The 15271-nt window shown below is 60.6% G+C and carries 11 protein-coding genes; 4 read left to right on the forward strand and 7 right to left on the reverse strand.

Annotated features, from left to right (window positions below; translation table 11 throughout):
• The first annotated feature begins 176 nt into the window (after positions 1-176).
• On the forward strand, positions 177-923 hold the full coding sequence (locus AC3IT6_RS25850) for a LexA family transcriptional regulator (protein ID WP_489353546.1): 747 nt from the start codon (positions 177-179) through the stop codon (positions 921-923).
• A 305-nt stretch (positions 924-1228) separates the two neighbouring features.
• Here the strand turns inward: AC3IT6_RS25850 and AC3IT6_RS25855 are convergent, their stop codons facing one another.
• From AC3IT6_RS25855 to AC3IT6_RS25885, 7 genes are all read right to left on the reverse strand, one after another.
• Complete coding sequence (locus tag AC3IT6_RS25855) at positions 1229-2158, reverse strand: PDDEXK nuclease domain-containing protein (RefSeq protein ID WP_489356677.1); 930 nt, start codon at positions 2156-2158, stop codon at positions 1229-1231.
• 231 nt (positions 2159-2389) lie between these two features.
• Positions 2390-3202, reverse strand: coding sequence for a YfaP family protein (locus AC3IT6_RS25860; RefSeq protein WP_489353547.1), 813 nt, complete (start codon positions 3200-3202; stop codon positions 2390-2392).
• Positions 3203-3205: 3 nt separating this feature from the next.
• On the reverse strand, positions 3206-4849 hold the full coding sequence (locus tag AC3IT6_RS25865; RefSeq protein WP_489353548.1) for a DUF2300 domain-containing protein: 1644 nt from the start codon (positions 4847-4849) through the stop codon (positions 3206-3208).
• Positions 4827-9386, reverse strand: a complete 4560-nt coding sequence (locus AC3IT6_RS25870) for an alpha-2-macroglobulin family protein (RefSeq protein WP_489353549.1) — start codon at positions 9384-9386, stop codon at positions 4827-4829. The genes AC3IT6_RS25865 and AC3IT6_RS25870 overlap by 23 nt, the downstream gene beginning before the upstream one ends.
• Positions 9383-10021, reverse strand: a complete 639-nt coding sequence (locus AC3IT6_RS25875) for a DUF1175 domain-containing protein (protein ID WP_489353550.1) — start codon at positions 10019-10021, stop codon at positions 9383-9385. Before AC3IT6_RS25875 ends, AC3IT6_RS25870 begins: the two co-directional genes overlap by 4 nt.
• Positions 10018-11730, reverse strand: coding sequence for a DUF2138 domain-containing protein (locus AC3IT6_RS25880; RefSeq protein ID WP_489353551.1), 1713 nt, complete (start codon positions 11728-11730; stop codon positions 10018-10020). Before AC3IT6_RS25880 ends, AC3IT6_RS25875 begins: the two co-directional genes overlap by 4 nt.
• Before the next feature lie 39 nt (positions 11731-11769).
• The gene (locus tag AC3IT6_RS25885) at positions 11770-12561 is read right to left on the reverse strand and encodes a YfaP family protein (protein WP_489353552.1); all 792 of its coding nucleotides are present in this window, start codon (positions 12559-12561) and stop codon (positions 11770-11772) included.
• Positions 12562-12839: 278 nt separating this feature from the next.
• On the opposite strand from AC3IT6_RS25885, the gene AC3IT6_RS25890 reads away from it, so the two are divergent.
• The 3 genes from AC3IT6_RS25890 to AC3IT6_RS25900 all read left to right on the forward strand — a co-directional run bounded on the left by AC3IT6_RS25890 (position 12840) and on the right by AC3IT6_RS25900 (position 15208).
• The gene (locus tag AC3IT6_RS25890; protein WP_489353553.1) at positions 12840-13991 is read left to right on the forward strand and encodes a Fic family protein; all 1152 of its coding nucleotides are present in this window, start codon (positions 12840-12842) and stop codon (positions 13989-13991) included.
• Positions 13992-14081: 90 nt separating this feature from the next.
• Positions 14082-14324 (forward strand): exodeoxyribonuclease VII small subunit, encoded by a 243-nt coding sequence (locus AC3IT6_RS25895; protein WP_007970180.1) that lies wholly within the window; start codon positions 14082-14084, stop codon positions 14322-14324.
• Entirely contained in the window at positions 14321-15208 is an 888-nt protein-coding gene (locus AC3IT6_RS25900; protein WP_489353554.1) for a polyprenyl synthetase family protein, read from the forward strand. Before AC3IT6_RS25895 ends, AC3IT6_RS25900 begins: the two co-directional genes overlap by 4 nt.
• The last annotated feature ends 63 nt before the right edge of the window (positions 15209-15271 follow it).

Consider the following 15271-nt stretch of genomic DNA (forward strand, 5'->3'; position numbering starts at 1 on the left):
GGGTTTTTTGTGGGCGTTTGATAAGCACGCTAAACATTGCGTTTAACCTGCCTCTATCTTGGTTTTTACTTGTTTAAAATTCCCCAAGAGCGTCTTACATCCAGTCGTAAATTTCCCGCAAAATTTGAACGAGGCGTTTATTCAAACCCTTGTTAGCCGCCAGTAGACTCGCGTTCATGAAAAAGAACACTAGCGGCCCACGCTTCAAAGCGCTCCTCGAAGCAGCGAGCATCACGACCACCGGATTTGCCGAATTCCTGGATACGGCTCCGCAAAATGTACATAACTGGTACACCCGCGGTGTGCCCGCCCACTGCATGGAAGAAGTCGCCAGAAAACTCTCCGTCAGCAGCGACTGGCTGAAAACCGGCGAAGGCTCGAAAGACGCCCAACACCTGCGCCTGCTTGACGAATCCGGCAACACCTTCGATGCCCAGACCATCCGCGGTGTCTATACAGTCATTGAGCCTGTCGACGTCGAACTGCCTTTGTACAAAGAAGCTGTCATCGCCCCGGGCTCCAACGAGACCCACGTCATAGAAGACCCCGGGCAATCCATCCGCCTGCCCCGCAGCCACCTTGATTCCCTGGAAATCAACCACGCCGACGCCATCTGTGTCTTCATGAGCGGTAACAGTATGGGAGAGAAAATTGAAGACGGTTCGACCCTGGCGATTGACCGTGGCCTGACCCAGATTATCGATGGCGAGATCTACGCCATCGAACATGACGGCATGCTACGCATCAAGTACCTGCACCGATTACCGGGCAACTCCCTGCGACTGCGCAGCCACAACCGCGCCGAATACCCGGATGAAATCTTCAGGGCCGCACAACTCGAAGAGCAGAACATCAGGGTGCTGGGCTGGGTGTTCTGGTGGTCGACCCTGAACAAACGGCGGCCGGTGGTGCCGTTTCTTTAAGCGCGCCAGAACGCCCATCGGCCGCCCACCCGGGTGGCCAAACGGCTCTGCCCGGCACTTCCCGCTGGGAATTTGCGTCAAACCTGCGTATGCTGCGCCCCACATTTGCGCATCGACCCGCCTTGCGGCTCGGATGCACTGACCTGACAGATGACTTTCTCACCAGGTCCCACAGCCGGACGCAAGATCCGGGTGTACGTTTTGAAGGCTGGCGCGGTTTACCAAAAATGATCCAAGCCAGTCCCCGAGAAGCCGGCCACAAGCCGGCTTTTTAATGCCTGAAAGAAAGTGATTCACAACAAAAATCACTCAACTCCTTCAGCATTCAGTGCATAAAACTCCTGCAACTTGGCTTGCAACAGTTTCTTGTCTGGCAATTGGGTGTGGTACTCCGCGATCAAGGCCGGCGACAGTGAGCGGTTCAGGGCGTACTCGACGATTTCGTCCTCCTTGCTCGCGCACAGCAATACGCCGAGCGCCGGATTTTCGTGTGGCTTGCGGACATTGCGGTCCAACGCTTCAAGATAAAAATCCATCTTCCCCAAGTATTCCGGCTCAAAGCGCCCGACCTTGAGTTCGATCGCCACCAGGCAGTTCAGCCCACGGTGGAAAAACAACAGATCCAGCGCAAAGTCCCGCCCACCTACCTGCAACGGATATTGTGAACCCACAAAGCAGAAGTCCCTGCCCAGTTCGATCAGAAAATCCCTGAGCTTGTGCAACAGGCCTCCATGCAAGTCTGTCTCTGCATGACCACGCTCCAGAGCCAGAAACTCGACCACATAGGCATCCTTGAACACGTCCAGGGCCAGGGGATGAATTTGTCTCAGCGGTGCTGAGACTTTTGCCGGGCTGACCACTGAACGTTCAAACAGAGCCGCCTTGAACTGACGCTCCAGTTCGCGGCTCGACCACTTCTCCTGGATTGCCATGCGCAGGTAAAACTCACGCTCCTCCGGGTGTTTGCTCTGGTTGAGGATGATCAAATTCTGGGTCCAGGGCAAAAGTCGCAGCAGTGCTGCGACTTTTGCATCATGCCTATAGGCCTCGTAAAACTTGCGCATGCGAAAAAGATTCGCACGGGTGAACCCCCGTAATCCAGGCTGCGTATAGGCCAGGTGCTGAGCCAGTTGTGCCACCACTCCATCACCCCACTCCGCCGCTTCAATTTTGCGACTGATGTAGGCACCAACCTGCCAGTGCAGCTCAATCAGCTCGGTGTTGACCGCCTGCATGGCGCGTTGTCGCGCGGTCACAATCAGTTGGGTGATTTCGTTGAAAGCAGAATCGAGAGAGGTATCGCTACGAAGATCATTCACGTCAGGGCATTTCCATGTCAGTTGGAGGGCCCTTTCAATTACTCCTGATACCGATGCAGGAACATTCACAATGTACTTCTGCATGAAACAACGCTAATAGGCCTCCACCTCGCCGTGTGCAAACCCTGCGCAAGTTGTACCTCAGCCTCACGGATAGTTGAACGACTTCACCAACGTCAACTCCCCCACCGCACGCATCGGCACCAGGAAGGTCTCCATCTTCTCGCTCGGCGTGCCTTCCTCGGTAATCACCGTCACCTGCGCCGTGGTCAGCGCTTGCACCGCGTCTTCCTGCCCCTCTTCATCACTGCTGTAACCGCCGCCAAAGTAGTTCACATAGACCAGATATTGCCCCTTGATCGGCGCGGGCATGGCGAAGATTTCCGGGCCGTAGCCGGTGGTGACGTCGACGTCGAGCGCGGCGCCGTTGGGGGCGACGCGGTCGCCGTACCAGATGTGGGCGCCGTCGGGGGTGATCAGGTGCAGGTCGAGGTCGGTGTTGTCGCTGTCCCACGCCAGCAATACGCGCAATTTGGCCGGGGTCGCACCGCCGCTGCTGTTGAGAAATTGCGTGCGCTGACGTTGCTGGCCATCGGGGCTGCGAACCTCGACGCTGTTGCTGCCGTTGGGGAATGAGAACGGGCGATCGAAGCGGCCGGCCGGGTCGATTTTCAGCGGCATGCTCACTCCGTTGACGATCAGCCGGCCGGGTTCTGTGGATTTGGCTGTGGCTTTGATCTGCCCGCTGATGCGAGCGGTGTTGGCCTGCCCTGCCGGGGTATTCACCGACGAGGCCGGGTAGTTGACGGCCTGCCGGAAGTTTTCCCCTTCGCCCTCAGGCGCGCCGGTGCGCCAGCCGCCTGCGGGGGTGTCAAGTTTGACGCTGTCAGCCGCCATCACCGATGGCAACGCCACCAGCGAGCAGAGAAACAGCAAGACCTGTGGATAACGGAGTTTCATGGACTATTCCAGCAAGAGGTGGCGGGCGAGCCCTTCGATGTAGGTTTCATCCTGGCCGTTGGGGTGTGCTTCGAAGGCCAGGTGCAGGTATTCGTGGGTCAGGTCGAGGCGGTCTTGCAGTGTCTGCGCGCCACGCACGTAGATACGCTGCCGTTCGCGGTCGACATAAGGGCGGCCGAAGGCCAGGCGGCAGACGGCGAAGGTGCTGACTTCGTTGTAGCCGGTTTCGCTTTCAAGCTTTGGGCGCCAGCCGCGCCGTTGTTTCTGCAGCCATGCTTGTGCGGCGGGCAACGCTTCGCAGGACGCGACCGGGTTGTCCCAGCGACTGAGACTGGCGCGTGGGTAGGCGTGCAGCAGGATGGCGTCGTAGCGCTGGTCGGCACGGGCCTGTTCGACGGCTTGCTGCCAGGACAGTTTGTCCGGGCCGGGCTCATCGGAATGGTAGGTGACGGTGCTGCCGGCCAGCACCAGGTCGCTGGTCCAGGCGGCGATATCGCGAGACTCGGGCGACGCCGGACGCGGTGCGACCCGCTGACGGCTGCTGCTGTCGTCGATGCTCAGGCAGTCACCGCTGCGCGTGGCGTTTTGCAGCAGGTAGGTGCGGATGGCCACGGCCAGGGCTTTGGCGGCCTCGACCGGTTCGGCGCTGGCTTCGCGCTGGAGAACACGGGCCACGTACTCTTCACGATCCAGACGAGCCACGAGCTTGTCATTCAGCAAAAACAGTTCGCCGTCGCTGTGAATATCCAGCGCATTACCCTTGGCGAATTCAACGCGGTAGTCACCTCGCAACACCCCGGAGGACACCACACTGCCACCTGACAGCACGCGCCGAAGTGGATAGCGGGAGAACAGGTCGACCTCTACACACCGCCCTGCATCCGCAGGCCATGCAACAGGAATCACCGTAGACAGTGCCTGCGCGTAATCTCGAAGAACCCGTTGACTGGTACCGCGCCCGCCGGCCCAGACCGGTGTGCCGTCCGCCGTCCAACCGGCAAACCCGCCCTGACGCGATGTTGCGTCCTGATCCGCCAACCAGCTCCAGGTCTTCACCCGCAGACGGCTTCCGAGTTCGTCGACGGCTTGGCCATCAGCGGCATTGAGCACCACATCGAGCAACACACGCCGGGCTTGATCCTGCGCCGGCAGTACCGACAGCACCTTCAACAACTCCGCCACCGAAACCCTTGTAGCCGGTTGCAACGAAGGCAAATCCAGCAACCATTGTGGCGCCTGCCGCATCTGCCAATAGGCTCGCCAATCGGCATCGCCGATGCCCAACCGCGCAGGTTCGAAATACAGACCGCATGACTTCACCAACGCCTGATCACGCTCGATCCTGCCGCCCGCCGTGCAGCAATAAACCTCTTCTTTCGACTGGCCGCGGCATTCATAAGCCGGCTCGCGCGCGCCGGTGTCCACCAGCCAGGCGTAGACGAACAACTTCCACACACTGCCCAGTGGCGCCTGCAAGGTCTGCGGCAACGGCTCGCGGTTGATCACCTGCGTTCGGCTGAGCGACAACAAGTCGCCCTTCAGGGCCAGGCGCAAAGGTTCGTCCTGCGCCGTCGCCAGCACAGTGATCAAACACAGCAACCCACCTATCAGCAGCCTGTGCACGTCAGTGAACCGTGACCTGGCCAAGGGCTGCTTTTTGTTCAAGCGCCTGATGCTGCGGCGCATACACCTGAGTGAAACGCACCGGCGGCAAGTTGAACTGCCCCTTCTGCGAGAAACGCACTAAGTGCCGCAGACGCAATTCGCCACTCAAGGCATCGACCGGAACGGCGTAAGCCATTTGCCCCGGTTCGAATCGCGCCTTCTCCAGCGATGTCGGTTCGGTGCCGGCCTTACCCATGAGCTTGATGCCCCAGGTCGTGCGTTCGACATCGGCGCCCGGTGGCAGCGGCACTTCCAGCATCCCGTAACGCAACGGTTTGGCGGCCTTGCTGGTGATGATCACTTCGTCGAGATAGAGGTTGTCGCTGGACAGCGGCGCGTTGCCGACCGCTTCAAGTTTGAAGGTGAAAGCCTCATCCCCCGGCACCAGTCGCGACAGGCGACGGGTGATGGTCACGGCCATCGGATCGACCGCCGGCTGTTGGCTGCGGTAGCTCAATGCAGCGCGCAGCGGACGCTCTTGCACCCCGGTCAGCGTCAATACCGCCGGCACTGGCGCAGGCCCCTGCCACGTCCAATACATCTCACCAGAAACCCCGTACTGCTTCTTCCAGCCTTCACCCGGCGCCAATGCAATGGTGGGCGATGCCTGCTCGATGCTGCGTTGCAGCCAGGTCAACGCCAACGCACGTTCCAGGGTCGATTGCTGTGGCAGCAAACGTTGCAGCAAGGCCTGGGCGTGAGCCTGATCGAAGGGTTGCAGCGACAGGTTCAGCGCTTCGGCAAACGGCTGGGAACTGACCGCCAGACGTTGCTGCGCGTCGGCCAGTTGCCGATTGAACGCGTCCGGCAAAGCGACCTTCGCTTGCCTGGCCAGCGATGCCGTCAGCACTCGTGCGGCAGCCAGCCCCAAGGCGGAATCCGGATCGCTCATGACGAGACTGTCTTCACCGTCCTCCATCAGGTTCGCGGCGGCGCCCTCGCCCGCTTTCGCCAGGTCGTCCATCAAGCCACTGAGCAAGGTGTTGACCGGCAACTGCATCTGTTTGGCGAACGACAGGATCAGCGCCCGCTGCAACAGCGGTGTGTTCTTCGCCTGCTTGGCGTAGACCTCCAGTACCCGCTGCCAATGCTCCGGCGGCAGGCTCAGTTCCAGCACCTGACTGGCGTGCCAGTCGGCGTAATAGGCGTAGGCGGTGAGGAAGGCATCCGGCTCGCCGTCCATGCCCCACCAGGTGAAGCTCGCCGAAGGGCCGGCCATTTGCACCAGGCGCAAGCGACTGTTTTGCATGATCAGGCGCAAGCGATCGCGGATCTGCGGATTCGCCGCCAGCGTCGGGTAGGCGATGCTCAACGGCAACAGGCGGCTGGCGGTCTGCTCGACGCCACCGTAGGGGTAGCTCAACAGATCGTCGAGTGCAGAACGGAACAACGCTTGCGGACTGTCATCCAGGCGCAGGCGGATATCACTGGCGTCTGTCGGCAGCGTCAGCGGCGTATCGCCCTCACCCACATCGAGGCTCTGGGTTTGAGTCACCTGCCAGCCTTCACCGGTCGCGCTCAGGCGCACCGCCAGGGCATCAGCGGTTTTGCCATCCTGCACCAGCTCGGCGCTCCACTCGCCATTGGCCAGTTCAAAGGCCGGCAAAGGGATGTAGTTGATGCCGCTGTTCAAGGTCACAGGCACGCGCTGTTCGTTGCCGGCGAAATGGGTCACCAGTTCGGCCTTGAGCGGTTTCTCGGCCTGGCTGAAAGCGAACACACCGAGCTCAGGTTTGTCGCCGGCGCGGAATCGAGTCGGACCGCTCCACTTCAGGTACAGCGGTTTTTCCGAGCGCACGAACTGCTTCTTCTGCCCGACCTGACCGCCATCGGCAATGGCCCTGGCGGTGATGCGCCAGCGGGTCAGGGAGTCGGGCATCTTGAAGGTGAAGCGGGTTTTGCCGTTGGCATCGGTCAGCAACTCAGGTTGCCACGCCGCGGTGTCGACGTCCTCGCGACGCGGTCGTTCCAGCACCTTCACGCCGCGTTCACTGCGATTGGCTTTGCCTGGCGCACCGGGGCTGCCCGGCAAGGCGACGTCATAACTGATGAACGACAAACTGGCACTGGTGCGCACGTTGTTGCGCCGTGGGTGATAGAAGAACTGGTCGATGCTCGGCGCGACTTCCGGTTGCAGGGCATAGACCATTTCATCGACCACGCTGACCGTCAGGTGCGCGGGAATCGCTTTGCCGGCGAACTGGGTGGTCAGGTCCACCGACACGGTTTCGCCCGGCTGATAGGTTTCTTTGTCGGTGGCGATAACCACGTCGATCTGTGGCGTTACCACCTTGATGCCGGCGTTCTGGAAACTGTATTGGCCGCCCTTGGTGTACAGCACCGAGAAGGTCAGGTTCGGTGCGAAACCGTCCTTCACCGGGATGCGCGCGCGGTATTGGGTATCGCTGAGTTTTTCCATCTTCAGCCAGTCGCCGCCTTTGGAAAGTAACGCAGTGGCTTCGACCTTGTCGCGCTCCAGAGATAGCAGCGCATCGCTCACTGGCTCGGGGAAAGTGATCAGCGCCAGCGCTTCATCGCCTGCGATGTACTCGGGTTTGTCGAGGACGATTTCCACGGTGCCGGGTACGGCTTTGACACCTTCGCCGGTAACCGAATGACCGGTGGCACCGACCACCCGGCCATGATCATCCTTGAGCGTCAGGTTGTAGGTGCCCGGCCGGTCAAAGGCCAGGGTGAACCCCTTGTCGGTTGCCGCGAGTTTGCCTTCGCCGGTGCTCTGGTCTTCCAGGCGTACCCAGCCGTAGCTGCCTGGCGTAACGGCATCGGCTTGCTCGCCTTCGCGGGTGTAGCTGAAGGCAACCTTGTCACCCACCGCGCTGAAGCGTTGAGGCGCGCTCAAGCGGAAGTTCGCCGCGCCACGGTCGATGAGGATTTCCTTGGTGGTCTTGACCCGATACGCCGCGCCGTCGCTGGCAAACACCGTGAGCATGTAGCGACTCGGTTTTTCCGCTGCCGGCAAGTCGAGGGACGCATTGCCCTTGGCGTCGGTGGTCAATTCGGTGCTGGTCAGTTCCACCGGAAATTGCCCGAGGTACTGCAGTTCGTTGTCGACCATCGACAGTTGTTGGGCGCGCAGGCTCAGGCTCAATTTCGCATTGGCCACCGGCTTGCCGTCCGGGTACAGCAGCACCAGGTTGCCCTTGACCGCTTCGCCAGTACGGTAATCCTGCTTGGCCAGATTGAGCGAAATCTCGAAGTGCGGCTTGATGTATTCAGCGACGCGAAAGGCGCTGCTGTAGGCCTGATCCTTGTAGTTGAAACGCAGTTCATAACCACCGGCCACGGCGTTATCGGGCAACTGGAATCGGCCTTGGGTACCCGCCTTGGAATCGAGCTTCAGATCGAGGGATTGCAGCGCCGTGCCGGTTGCATCGAGCACGGTCACGTTGACGTCGGCCGCGGTGGGCTGCACCGAATCCCGGGCATTCTTGAACTCCCGCCCGACGATTTTCAGCGACACCCAATCCCCCGGCCGATACAGTGGCCGGTCGGTGAAGGCATAGAGTTTGGTGTCGTAGATTTCGCTGTCGTAGTAGAAGTTCTCGGAGACGAACACCCCGCCCTCTTCGTCTTCGCCGATCACGAACGAACGCTCAGGGCTGACGTGTTTCAGGCGCAGCAAGCCGTCGGTATCGGTGGCGCCGCTGCTCATCACGCCGAGACCATCGGTCCACAGCACATTGACCTTCGGCACCGAACTGCCCTCGTGTTTGCGCGCGGCCCACACCAGCAGTTCGTCACCGGCGATCTTGCTCACCGCCACAGTGTTGGAGACGAACACCATGGTGGTCGCGCGGTACTTGCCGATCAGCGCCTCCACCAGATACAGACCCGGCTTGAGATTGCCCAACGGGATGTACACGTTGCCCGGCGCGACGCTGACGAACTCGCTGGAAGAACCGGCCAGGTTCACCCCGGCAGGTGGCTGGATCGGCTTGGCCTGCCACAACGGATAACGGAACTGGCTGACCACCGGCAAACCCGGTATCAGCGCGAATTGCGGCTGCGCATCGTAGGGCGTTGGCGCGGCCATCGCGTTGCCCATCTTCAGCTCCGGCACTTCCTCGGTGACCTGTTTACGCGACTCGTAGGAAAACGCCCGCTGCATCACCCGACGGGATTTGCGATACCAGTTGTCCCACAGGTAAGCGAGGGTGTTGGACAGACCTTCACCCTTGAACTGGCCATCGCTGACCACCCGATGCAAGTTCTTCTGGCGCTTGAGAAAATCCAGCGGCTTGTCGATGCGATACACCCGAATGTCGGCGCCGCCGTAGGGCTCCATGCGAAACCGGCGATAGTCGCGGCCCGGCGCTTCGAGTCGGACCATCGCCGGTTCATCGCTGGCAAAACTGCTGTCGGCCAGCAGGAAAAAACTCTCGCCGGCCACCGGCGCATAGCCGCTGGCCGGGACCGAGTCTTCGGCGTTTACCGCCGAGAACGGCAGCACCAATACCAACAGCAGAGACAGAAAACGCAGCATGCGGGCACCGGTCATTGGGAAAGAAAATTCAGTCGATAGACGCCGATGAAGTTGGGGTTGGCTGCGTCGGGTATCCATCGGGTGTCCTTCCATGTCATGAGTTGCTGCAGGCTTGCCGAACGCATGCCGTTGTCGGTGGGGGTGCTGGTGCCGGTGTGATAGGCGATGTAGCGGCCCATCCAGATCATCAGGTGCTGGTCGTCACCCTGATCGAAAAACATCAGGTCGCCGGGGCGTGCTTGAGACACATCGCGGCTGACCAGATGGCTGTTGAACTGGATCAATTTGATCGCATTGACGTATGGCCCGACCTTGCCGCCGCCCTGCTGCCATTGCTGGGCAAGACCGCGCTGGGCGTCGCTCAGTTGCAGTTCCGGCGGCAGGTAGCGATTGGACAGGCCATTGCTGTGCAGCCATTTGTCGTCATGGACTTTCAACGCTTCATTGGCAGCGAAGCGCACCAGCCCGGCGCAGTCTTGCTGATACCAACGCGGGCTCGGGCCCTGGCTCAGTTGCTCCTGGGCGATGCGCACGAACCAGGCACGAAACACCTGGGATTGCTGTGGGTCGAGCGATGGTGCCTCGACAGCGTGGGCACCCGCGCTCAGCAACAACGCCAGAAGGCCGAGACTTCGGATCAATGCCGTCACAGGGCTTTCCACTCCAGCGGCAGCCACTGCCAGTGGCCGTCTGGCTCGCTGCCTTCAGGCAAGGTAAGGGCGTATTTGCCGTAGCCACCGAACTTGCGCAGTTTCGGGATCAGGTAGGTTTGCGCGGCGTTGTAGAACACCGGCTCCATGTCCTGAGGCAGGCTGTCGAGAGTTTCTTGCTGCATCAGTTGCGCCATGGAATCCGGGCCGAAATACACCGGCATCAGCAGGTCCTTGGGCACCACGTCGGCCATCGGCGGGAAGCGTTTGTCGAGAGTGCCGAGGGCCTTGTCGACGAGTTTGTCGTCGAGGGAAAACAGCAAGGTTGAACCATGGCGGGCCAGGCTCACACGCATGAACGCCTTGCCGCTGATCGCCTCCGGGTTCTCGGCGTCCTTGGCTTTGTACGGGCCGAAACTGGAACTGACTTGCCGCTGCCACTGATGGCTCTGCCCTTCCTGTTTCTCCACCACCGGGAATGCGTGCTCGGCGACATTGCCTTCATAGGCGCCGACCATCGAGCCGAACAGCTTGCCCAGATCGCCATCAAATTTGCCGCCGTCGTCATCGTTGAGGCTGGCCACCAGCAAGGGCGTGTACAACCGTGAATCGGCATACCAGCACAGGCCCGCCGCACCGGCCATGTGTTCGGTCAACGCTTGTGCCACGTCATCTTCGGCACCGAGTTTCACCAGCAGCGGTTTCTGTTGTTCGGCAGCCAGCGGCAACGCCACGCAAGCGCTGGCGCCCATGGGCATGGCTTGCCAGATTGGTTTGAAATCGAAGTCCGGCTGATTCTCCAGTTCATCCATGGCCAGGAAGCTGTGCCAGCCCCTGTCGTCCATGTCGAAGCGCAGGCCGGCGAAGTTCGGAATGAAGCGCTGGTAACCCATGGCCAACACACTGGCATTGACCGACAGGCGTTGTTTCACCTCCGGCGCACGAGGTGGCAGGCCGAAGGCTTCGGGGAACAGTTTGTCGCCGTTGAGCAGCGCGGCAATGGCCGTGGTCGACACGCTGCCCGATTCTTCCGTTGCACCGCTTTGCGGATCGTAGAGTTTCGCCGGGTTGGACAGCACCACCAGTTTGTCGCCATGGGACGCAAACAGCAGCGCCTTGCTCGCGTTGTAACTGAGTTGATAGAGCGCCACGTCATCGGCGCCGACCTTCACGTCAGCGACCTTGCTCAACTGCGCGTCGTCCAGCGCCACTTTGGCCAGCGGCTCCAGCACCTTGGCCAGCCCGCCGCGATCCATCACCAGCAGGAAATCCTTGAGCCGACCATCCGCCCCGCGCCACAACGCTACGTCGGCAGGCTGATCGAACAGTTGCTCGATCAAGGTGTCCTGCAGTTTCAGGTCATGTTCGTAGATGATCCGCCGCAAGCTGCCAATCAACCCCAGGCGGTCGGCATGGGTTTCGTAATAGAAGACGAAATCTTCGGTCAGGGTTTCCTTGAGGAACGGCACCGCCAGCAGGTCCTTGGGCAATTGGCTCAAGGAATGGGATTCCAGCAGGCCATCCGGGCGGCTCATGCCCAGTTTGTCACTGGCCAACACAGGCGCCGGGGCCTTGGGCTTGTGCATGAACCACCCCAGCCCACCGGCCACGCCAACGACCAGGCATATCCCGATCAGCAGCGTCGGCCAGTGCAGGGAAGGTTTGGTCGCTGGTGCGCCAGCGGCCGGAGTAACAGTGCTATCACTCATGTTCACAAAACCCGATGTTCATCCGTGGAGCGGGGATGCTTAGTAGTTGAAAGTCTTGACCAGCAGCAGGTCGCCGATTGCGCGCAGGGGCACGATGAACGTCTCGCGTTTTTCATCGACGGTGTTTTCGTTGAGCACCAGGTTGATCTGCGAGGTAATGACCTCGTTCTGGTTGCCGGACTCATCGAAGTTATAGCCGCCGCTGCCGAAGTTGCCCCAATAGTTCACGTAAACCAGATAAGTGCCACGCAGCGGTGCGGTCATGGTGAACATTTCCGGACCCGGGCCATCGACGCCGTCAGGGTCGAGGCCGCCGCCATTGGTCAAGGCCGAGTGCGCCCAGAAGGCGTGCTGGCCATCGGGCGTGACAATATGCAGGTCGAGCTCGGCTTTCGGATCGTCCCAACCCAGCACCACGCGAATCCGCGCCGGGGTGCGCAGGTTGTTGGCTTCATAGAATTGAACACGCTTGAGGGACTGGCCTTCGGCGCTGCGCACTTCGACGCTGTTGGAACCGGCGCCAAACGCATAGGGGCGGGCAAAACGCCCTTGCTCGTCGGTATAGAGATTCAGCGGATTGCCGTTGACCGCCAAGGTGTGCGGCCCGCGCTGGGTACCGATGGCCTTGAGCCGACCTTCGATCATCGTGCGATTGCGCTGCACGCCCCGATCAATCGGTGGCGTGGGATAGGCGACTTGCGGGTTTTCGCTACGGTCCAGCAGACCGTTGTAACGCCAGCCGCCCACCGGCTCCGACAACTCGGCATTCGGCGCGGCCAGAATCACAGGCGCGAAAACCAACCCGGTCAGCAGCAAAAGAAATGAGCGCATGCGACGCCTCCTGCCATGCAGGACGAAACCTTGCGCCTGATCCTGGGCGCGTTACAGATGTGAATACTGCGTTTCGTCTGAAAGACCCGTGAGTGTCGGGTCGTAGATGGGGCGAAGATTAGCGATTGGGATGTTTTTTAACAATCGGCTGCATGTGAAAGTGCGGAGGGATTCACCGTAGTGGCTGGACGATGAGTCGAATAGGCGTCATATTCGGCTCACTAAATGAGCCGAATAACCTTTCTAATCGGCTCACTCAATCCAAGAGCAGCGAATTCATGGCACCTCACTGGATCTGGCAACAGCCTGATTGGCCGAACTTCAGCTGGCATGTCGAACGCTTGGCGCCGTTACTGCGCGAATGCGTTCAAGCGCAAGGGCGGTTGATGGGCATGGCCAGCTCCGTGGGCAGCTCACTAAGTGCACAAAGTGAACTGGATGCATTGCTGCAGAACATCGTCACCTCGTCGGCGATTGAAGGCGAACAGCTGAATGTCGGTTCAGTTCGTTCTTCATTGGCGCGGCGATTGGGGTTGGAACTCAATGATGGCGACAACGTCAGCAAGCGCAGTGAAGGGCTCGCGCAATTAATGCTCGATGCTACCCAACATTTCGCCGAGCCGCTGACACTTGAACGATTGCTGGATTGGCATGAGTGGCTGTTTCCAGAACAGGAAATCGGCTTGGCCGCGCAAAGCATTCGTGTAGGTGCTTTGCGCGGCGATGATCCAATGCAAGTGGTTTCCGGTCGTCTCGACAGACCGACCGTGCACTTCGAAGCACCGCCTCGCCTGGGCCTTGAGCGCCAACTCGATGCCTTCCTCGAATGGTTTGAAACCAGCCGAAATCAGTCCGGGCCCGACCCTTTGCTTCGAGCTGGCATCGCACACTTCTGGTTTGTCACACTCCACCCGTTTGACGACGGCAACGGTCGCCTGACCAGGACGATCACCGACCTTGCATTGGCTCAAGGCGAGGCTCAGGCGATCCGTTTTTATGCCATGTCGGCAAGTATTCTCGAGGATCGATCTGGCTATTACCGGGTGCTGGAAACCTGCCAGAAATCCAACACGGACATTACGGTTTGGCTCGAATGGTTCCTGCAAACTCTATTGCGCAGCCTGCAACAGGCCATGGCACGGATCGAATCCGTGCTGGGCAAAGCGCGCTTCTGGCAGGCGCACCGGGAGTCCGGGCTGTCGACCGAGCAGACCAAAGTACTGAATCGTTTGCTGGACGCAGGGGAGCGTGGATTCGAAGGCGGGATCAGTGCGGCGCAGTATCAAGCCGTGGCGAAAGTCTCCAAAGCGACCGCGACCCGGCATCTGGCCGAACTGCTGGATAAGGATTGCCTGAAACGCCTGCCGGGTGGCGGGCGCAGTACTCGCTACCAGATCAAATATCCCGACCAAGCGCATCCTGAGCGCTGAAACCCTTGCACCAACCACCCCCTTCATTTGCCCATGAACCCCCTATCTGCTAGTGTCGCGCCGGTTTAACGTCAACCGGAAATCGCCGCCATGGCCCGCAAAAAAGCTGCACTGGATTTCGAACAGTCCCTCGCCGACCTGCAAACGCTGGTGGAGCGTCTGGAGAATGGCGAATTGTCGCTGGAGGACTCGCTGGCCGCTTTCGAGCAAGGCATCGGTCTGACTCGCGACTGCCAGGCGGCGCTGGCCCAGGCCGAGCAAAAGGTTCAGGTACTGCTCGAGCGTGATGGCGAGCTGGCCGAGGAACCCTTCGACGCGGATCAGCCAGAATGATTGCAGCGTACTCGGCAAGCAGCCAGGCCCGTGTCAATGCGGCTCTGGAAACCCTGTTCACTGCACCGAGCCCCGAGCTGGCGCGACTGTATGAGGCCATGCGCTACAGCGTGATGAATGGCGGCAAACGCGTGCGTCCACTGTTGGCCTACGCCGCGTGCGAAGCGTTGGGCGGCAAGGCCGAGCAAGCCAACGGCGCAGCCTGTGCTGTGGAACTGATCCACGCCTATTCGCTGGTGCATGACGATTTGCCGGCGATGGACGATGACGATCTGCGTCGCGGCCAGCCAACCACCCACAAGAAATTCGATGAAGCCTGCGCGATCCTCGCCGGCGACGGCTTGCAGAGCCTGGCCTTCAGCGCCCTGCTCGACCCGCGCCTGAGCACATTGGACGCCGAGATCCACCTGCAAATGGTCAGCGCCCTGGCGCTGGCGGCAGGCCCCGCGGGCATGGTCGGCGGTCAGGCCATCGACCTCGGCTCGGTCGGCCTGAAGCTTGATCAGAAAGCCCTGGAGTACATGCACCGGCACAAGACCGGCGCGTTGATCGAGGTCAGCGTCAAACTCGGCGCCCTGGCCAGCGGGCGTGCCGAGAAAGACGAACTCAAGTCCCTGCAGACTTATGCACAGGCCATCGGCCTGGCGTTCCAGGTGCAGGACGACATTCTCGACGTCGAAAGCGATACCGAAACCCTCGGCAAACGCCAGGGTGCCGACATTGCCCGGGACAAACCGACCTACCCGGCCCTGCTCGGCCTCGACGCTGCCAAGGCCTATGCCCTGGAGTTGCGCGACCAGGCCCTGCACGCGCTGCGACCGTTTGACGCAGCGGCCGAGCCGTTGCGCGATCTGGCCCGGTATATCGTCGATCGCCGCAGCTGACGGCGAATCCGCCAAAAAAAACCAACGCGTGGGCAGGGACCGATGCATCAGGTAAACTGCCGC

Source organism: Pseudomonas sp. KH_017, assembly GCF_057840285.1.

What these genes read in the sequence shown, in the direction of transcription:
- AC3IT6_RS25860 (WP_489353547.1), bottom strand. Translation starts at nt 3,202, where the DNA reads ATGAAACTCCGTTATCCACAGGTCTTGCTGTTTCTCTGCTCGCTGGTG.
- AC3IT6_RS25850 (WP_489353546.1), top strand. Translation starts at nt 177, where the DNA reads ATGAAAAAGAACACTAGCGGCCCACGCTTCAAAGCGCTCCTCGAAGCA.
- AC3IT6_RS25855 (WP_489356677.1), bottom strand. Translation starts at nt 2,158, where the DNA reads ATGCAGGCGGTCAACACCGAGCTGATTGAGCTGCACTGGCAGGTTGGT.
- AC3IT6_RS25890 (WP_489353553.1), top strand. Translation starts at nt 12,840, where the DNA reads ATGGCACCTCACTGGATCTGGCAACAGCCTGATTGGCCGAACTTCAGC.
- AC3IT6_RS25895 (WP_007970180.1), top strand. Translation starts at nt 14,082, where the DNA reads ATGGCCCGCAAAAAAGCTGCACTGGATTTCGAACAGTCCCTCGCCGAC.
- AC3IT6_RS25900 (WP_489353554.1), top strand. Translation starts at nt 14,321, where the DNA reads ATGATTGCAGCGTACTCGGCAAGCAGCCAGGCCCGTGTCAATGCGGCT.
- AC3IT6_RS25870 (WP_489353549.1), bottom strand. Translation starts at nt 9,386, where the DNA reads ATGACCGGTGCCCGCATGCTGCGTTTTCTGTCTCTGCTGTTGGTATTG.
- AC3IT6_RS25880 (WP_489353551.1), bottom strand. Translation starts at nt 11,730, where the DNA reads ATGAGTGATAGCACTGTTACTCCGGCCGCTGGCGCACCAGCGACCAAA.
- AC3IT6_RS25885 (WP_489353552.1), bottom strand. Translation starts at nt 12,561, where the DNA reads ATGCGCTCATTTCTTTTGCTGCTGACCGGGTTGGTTTTCGCGCCTGTG.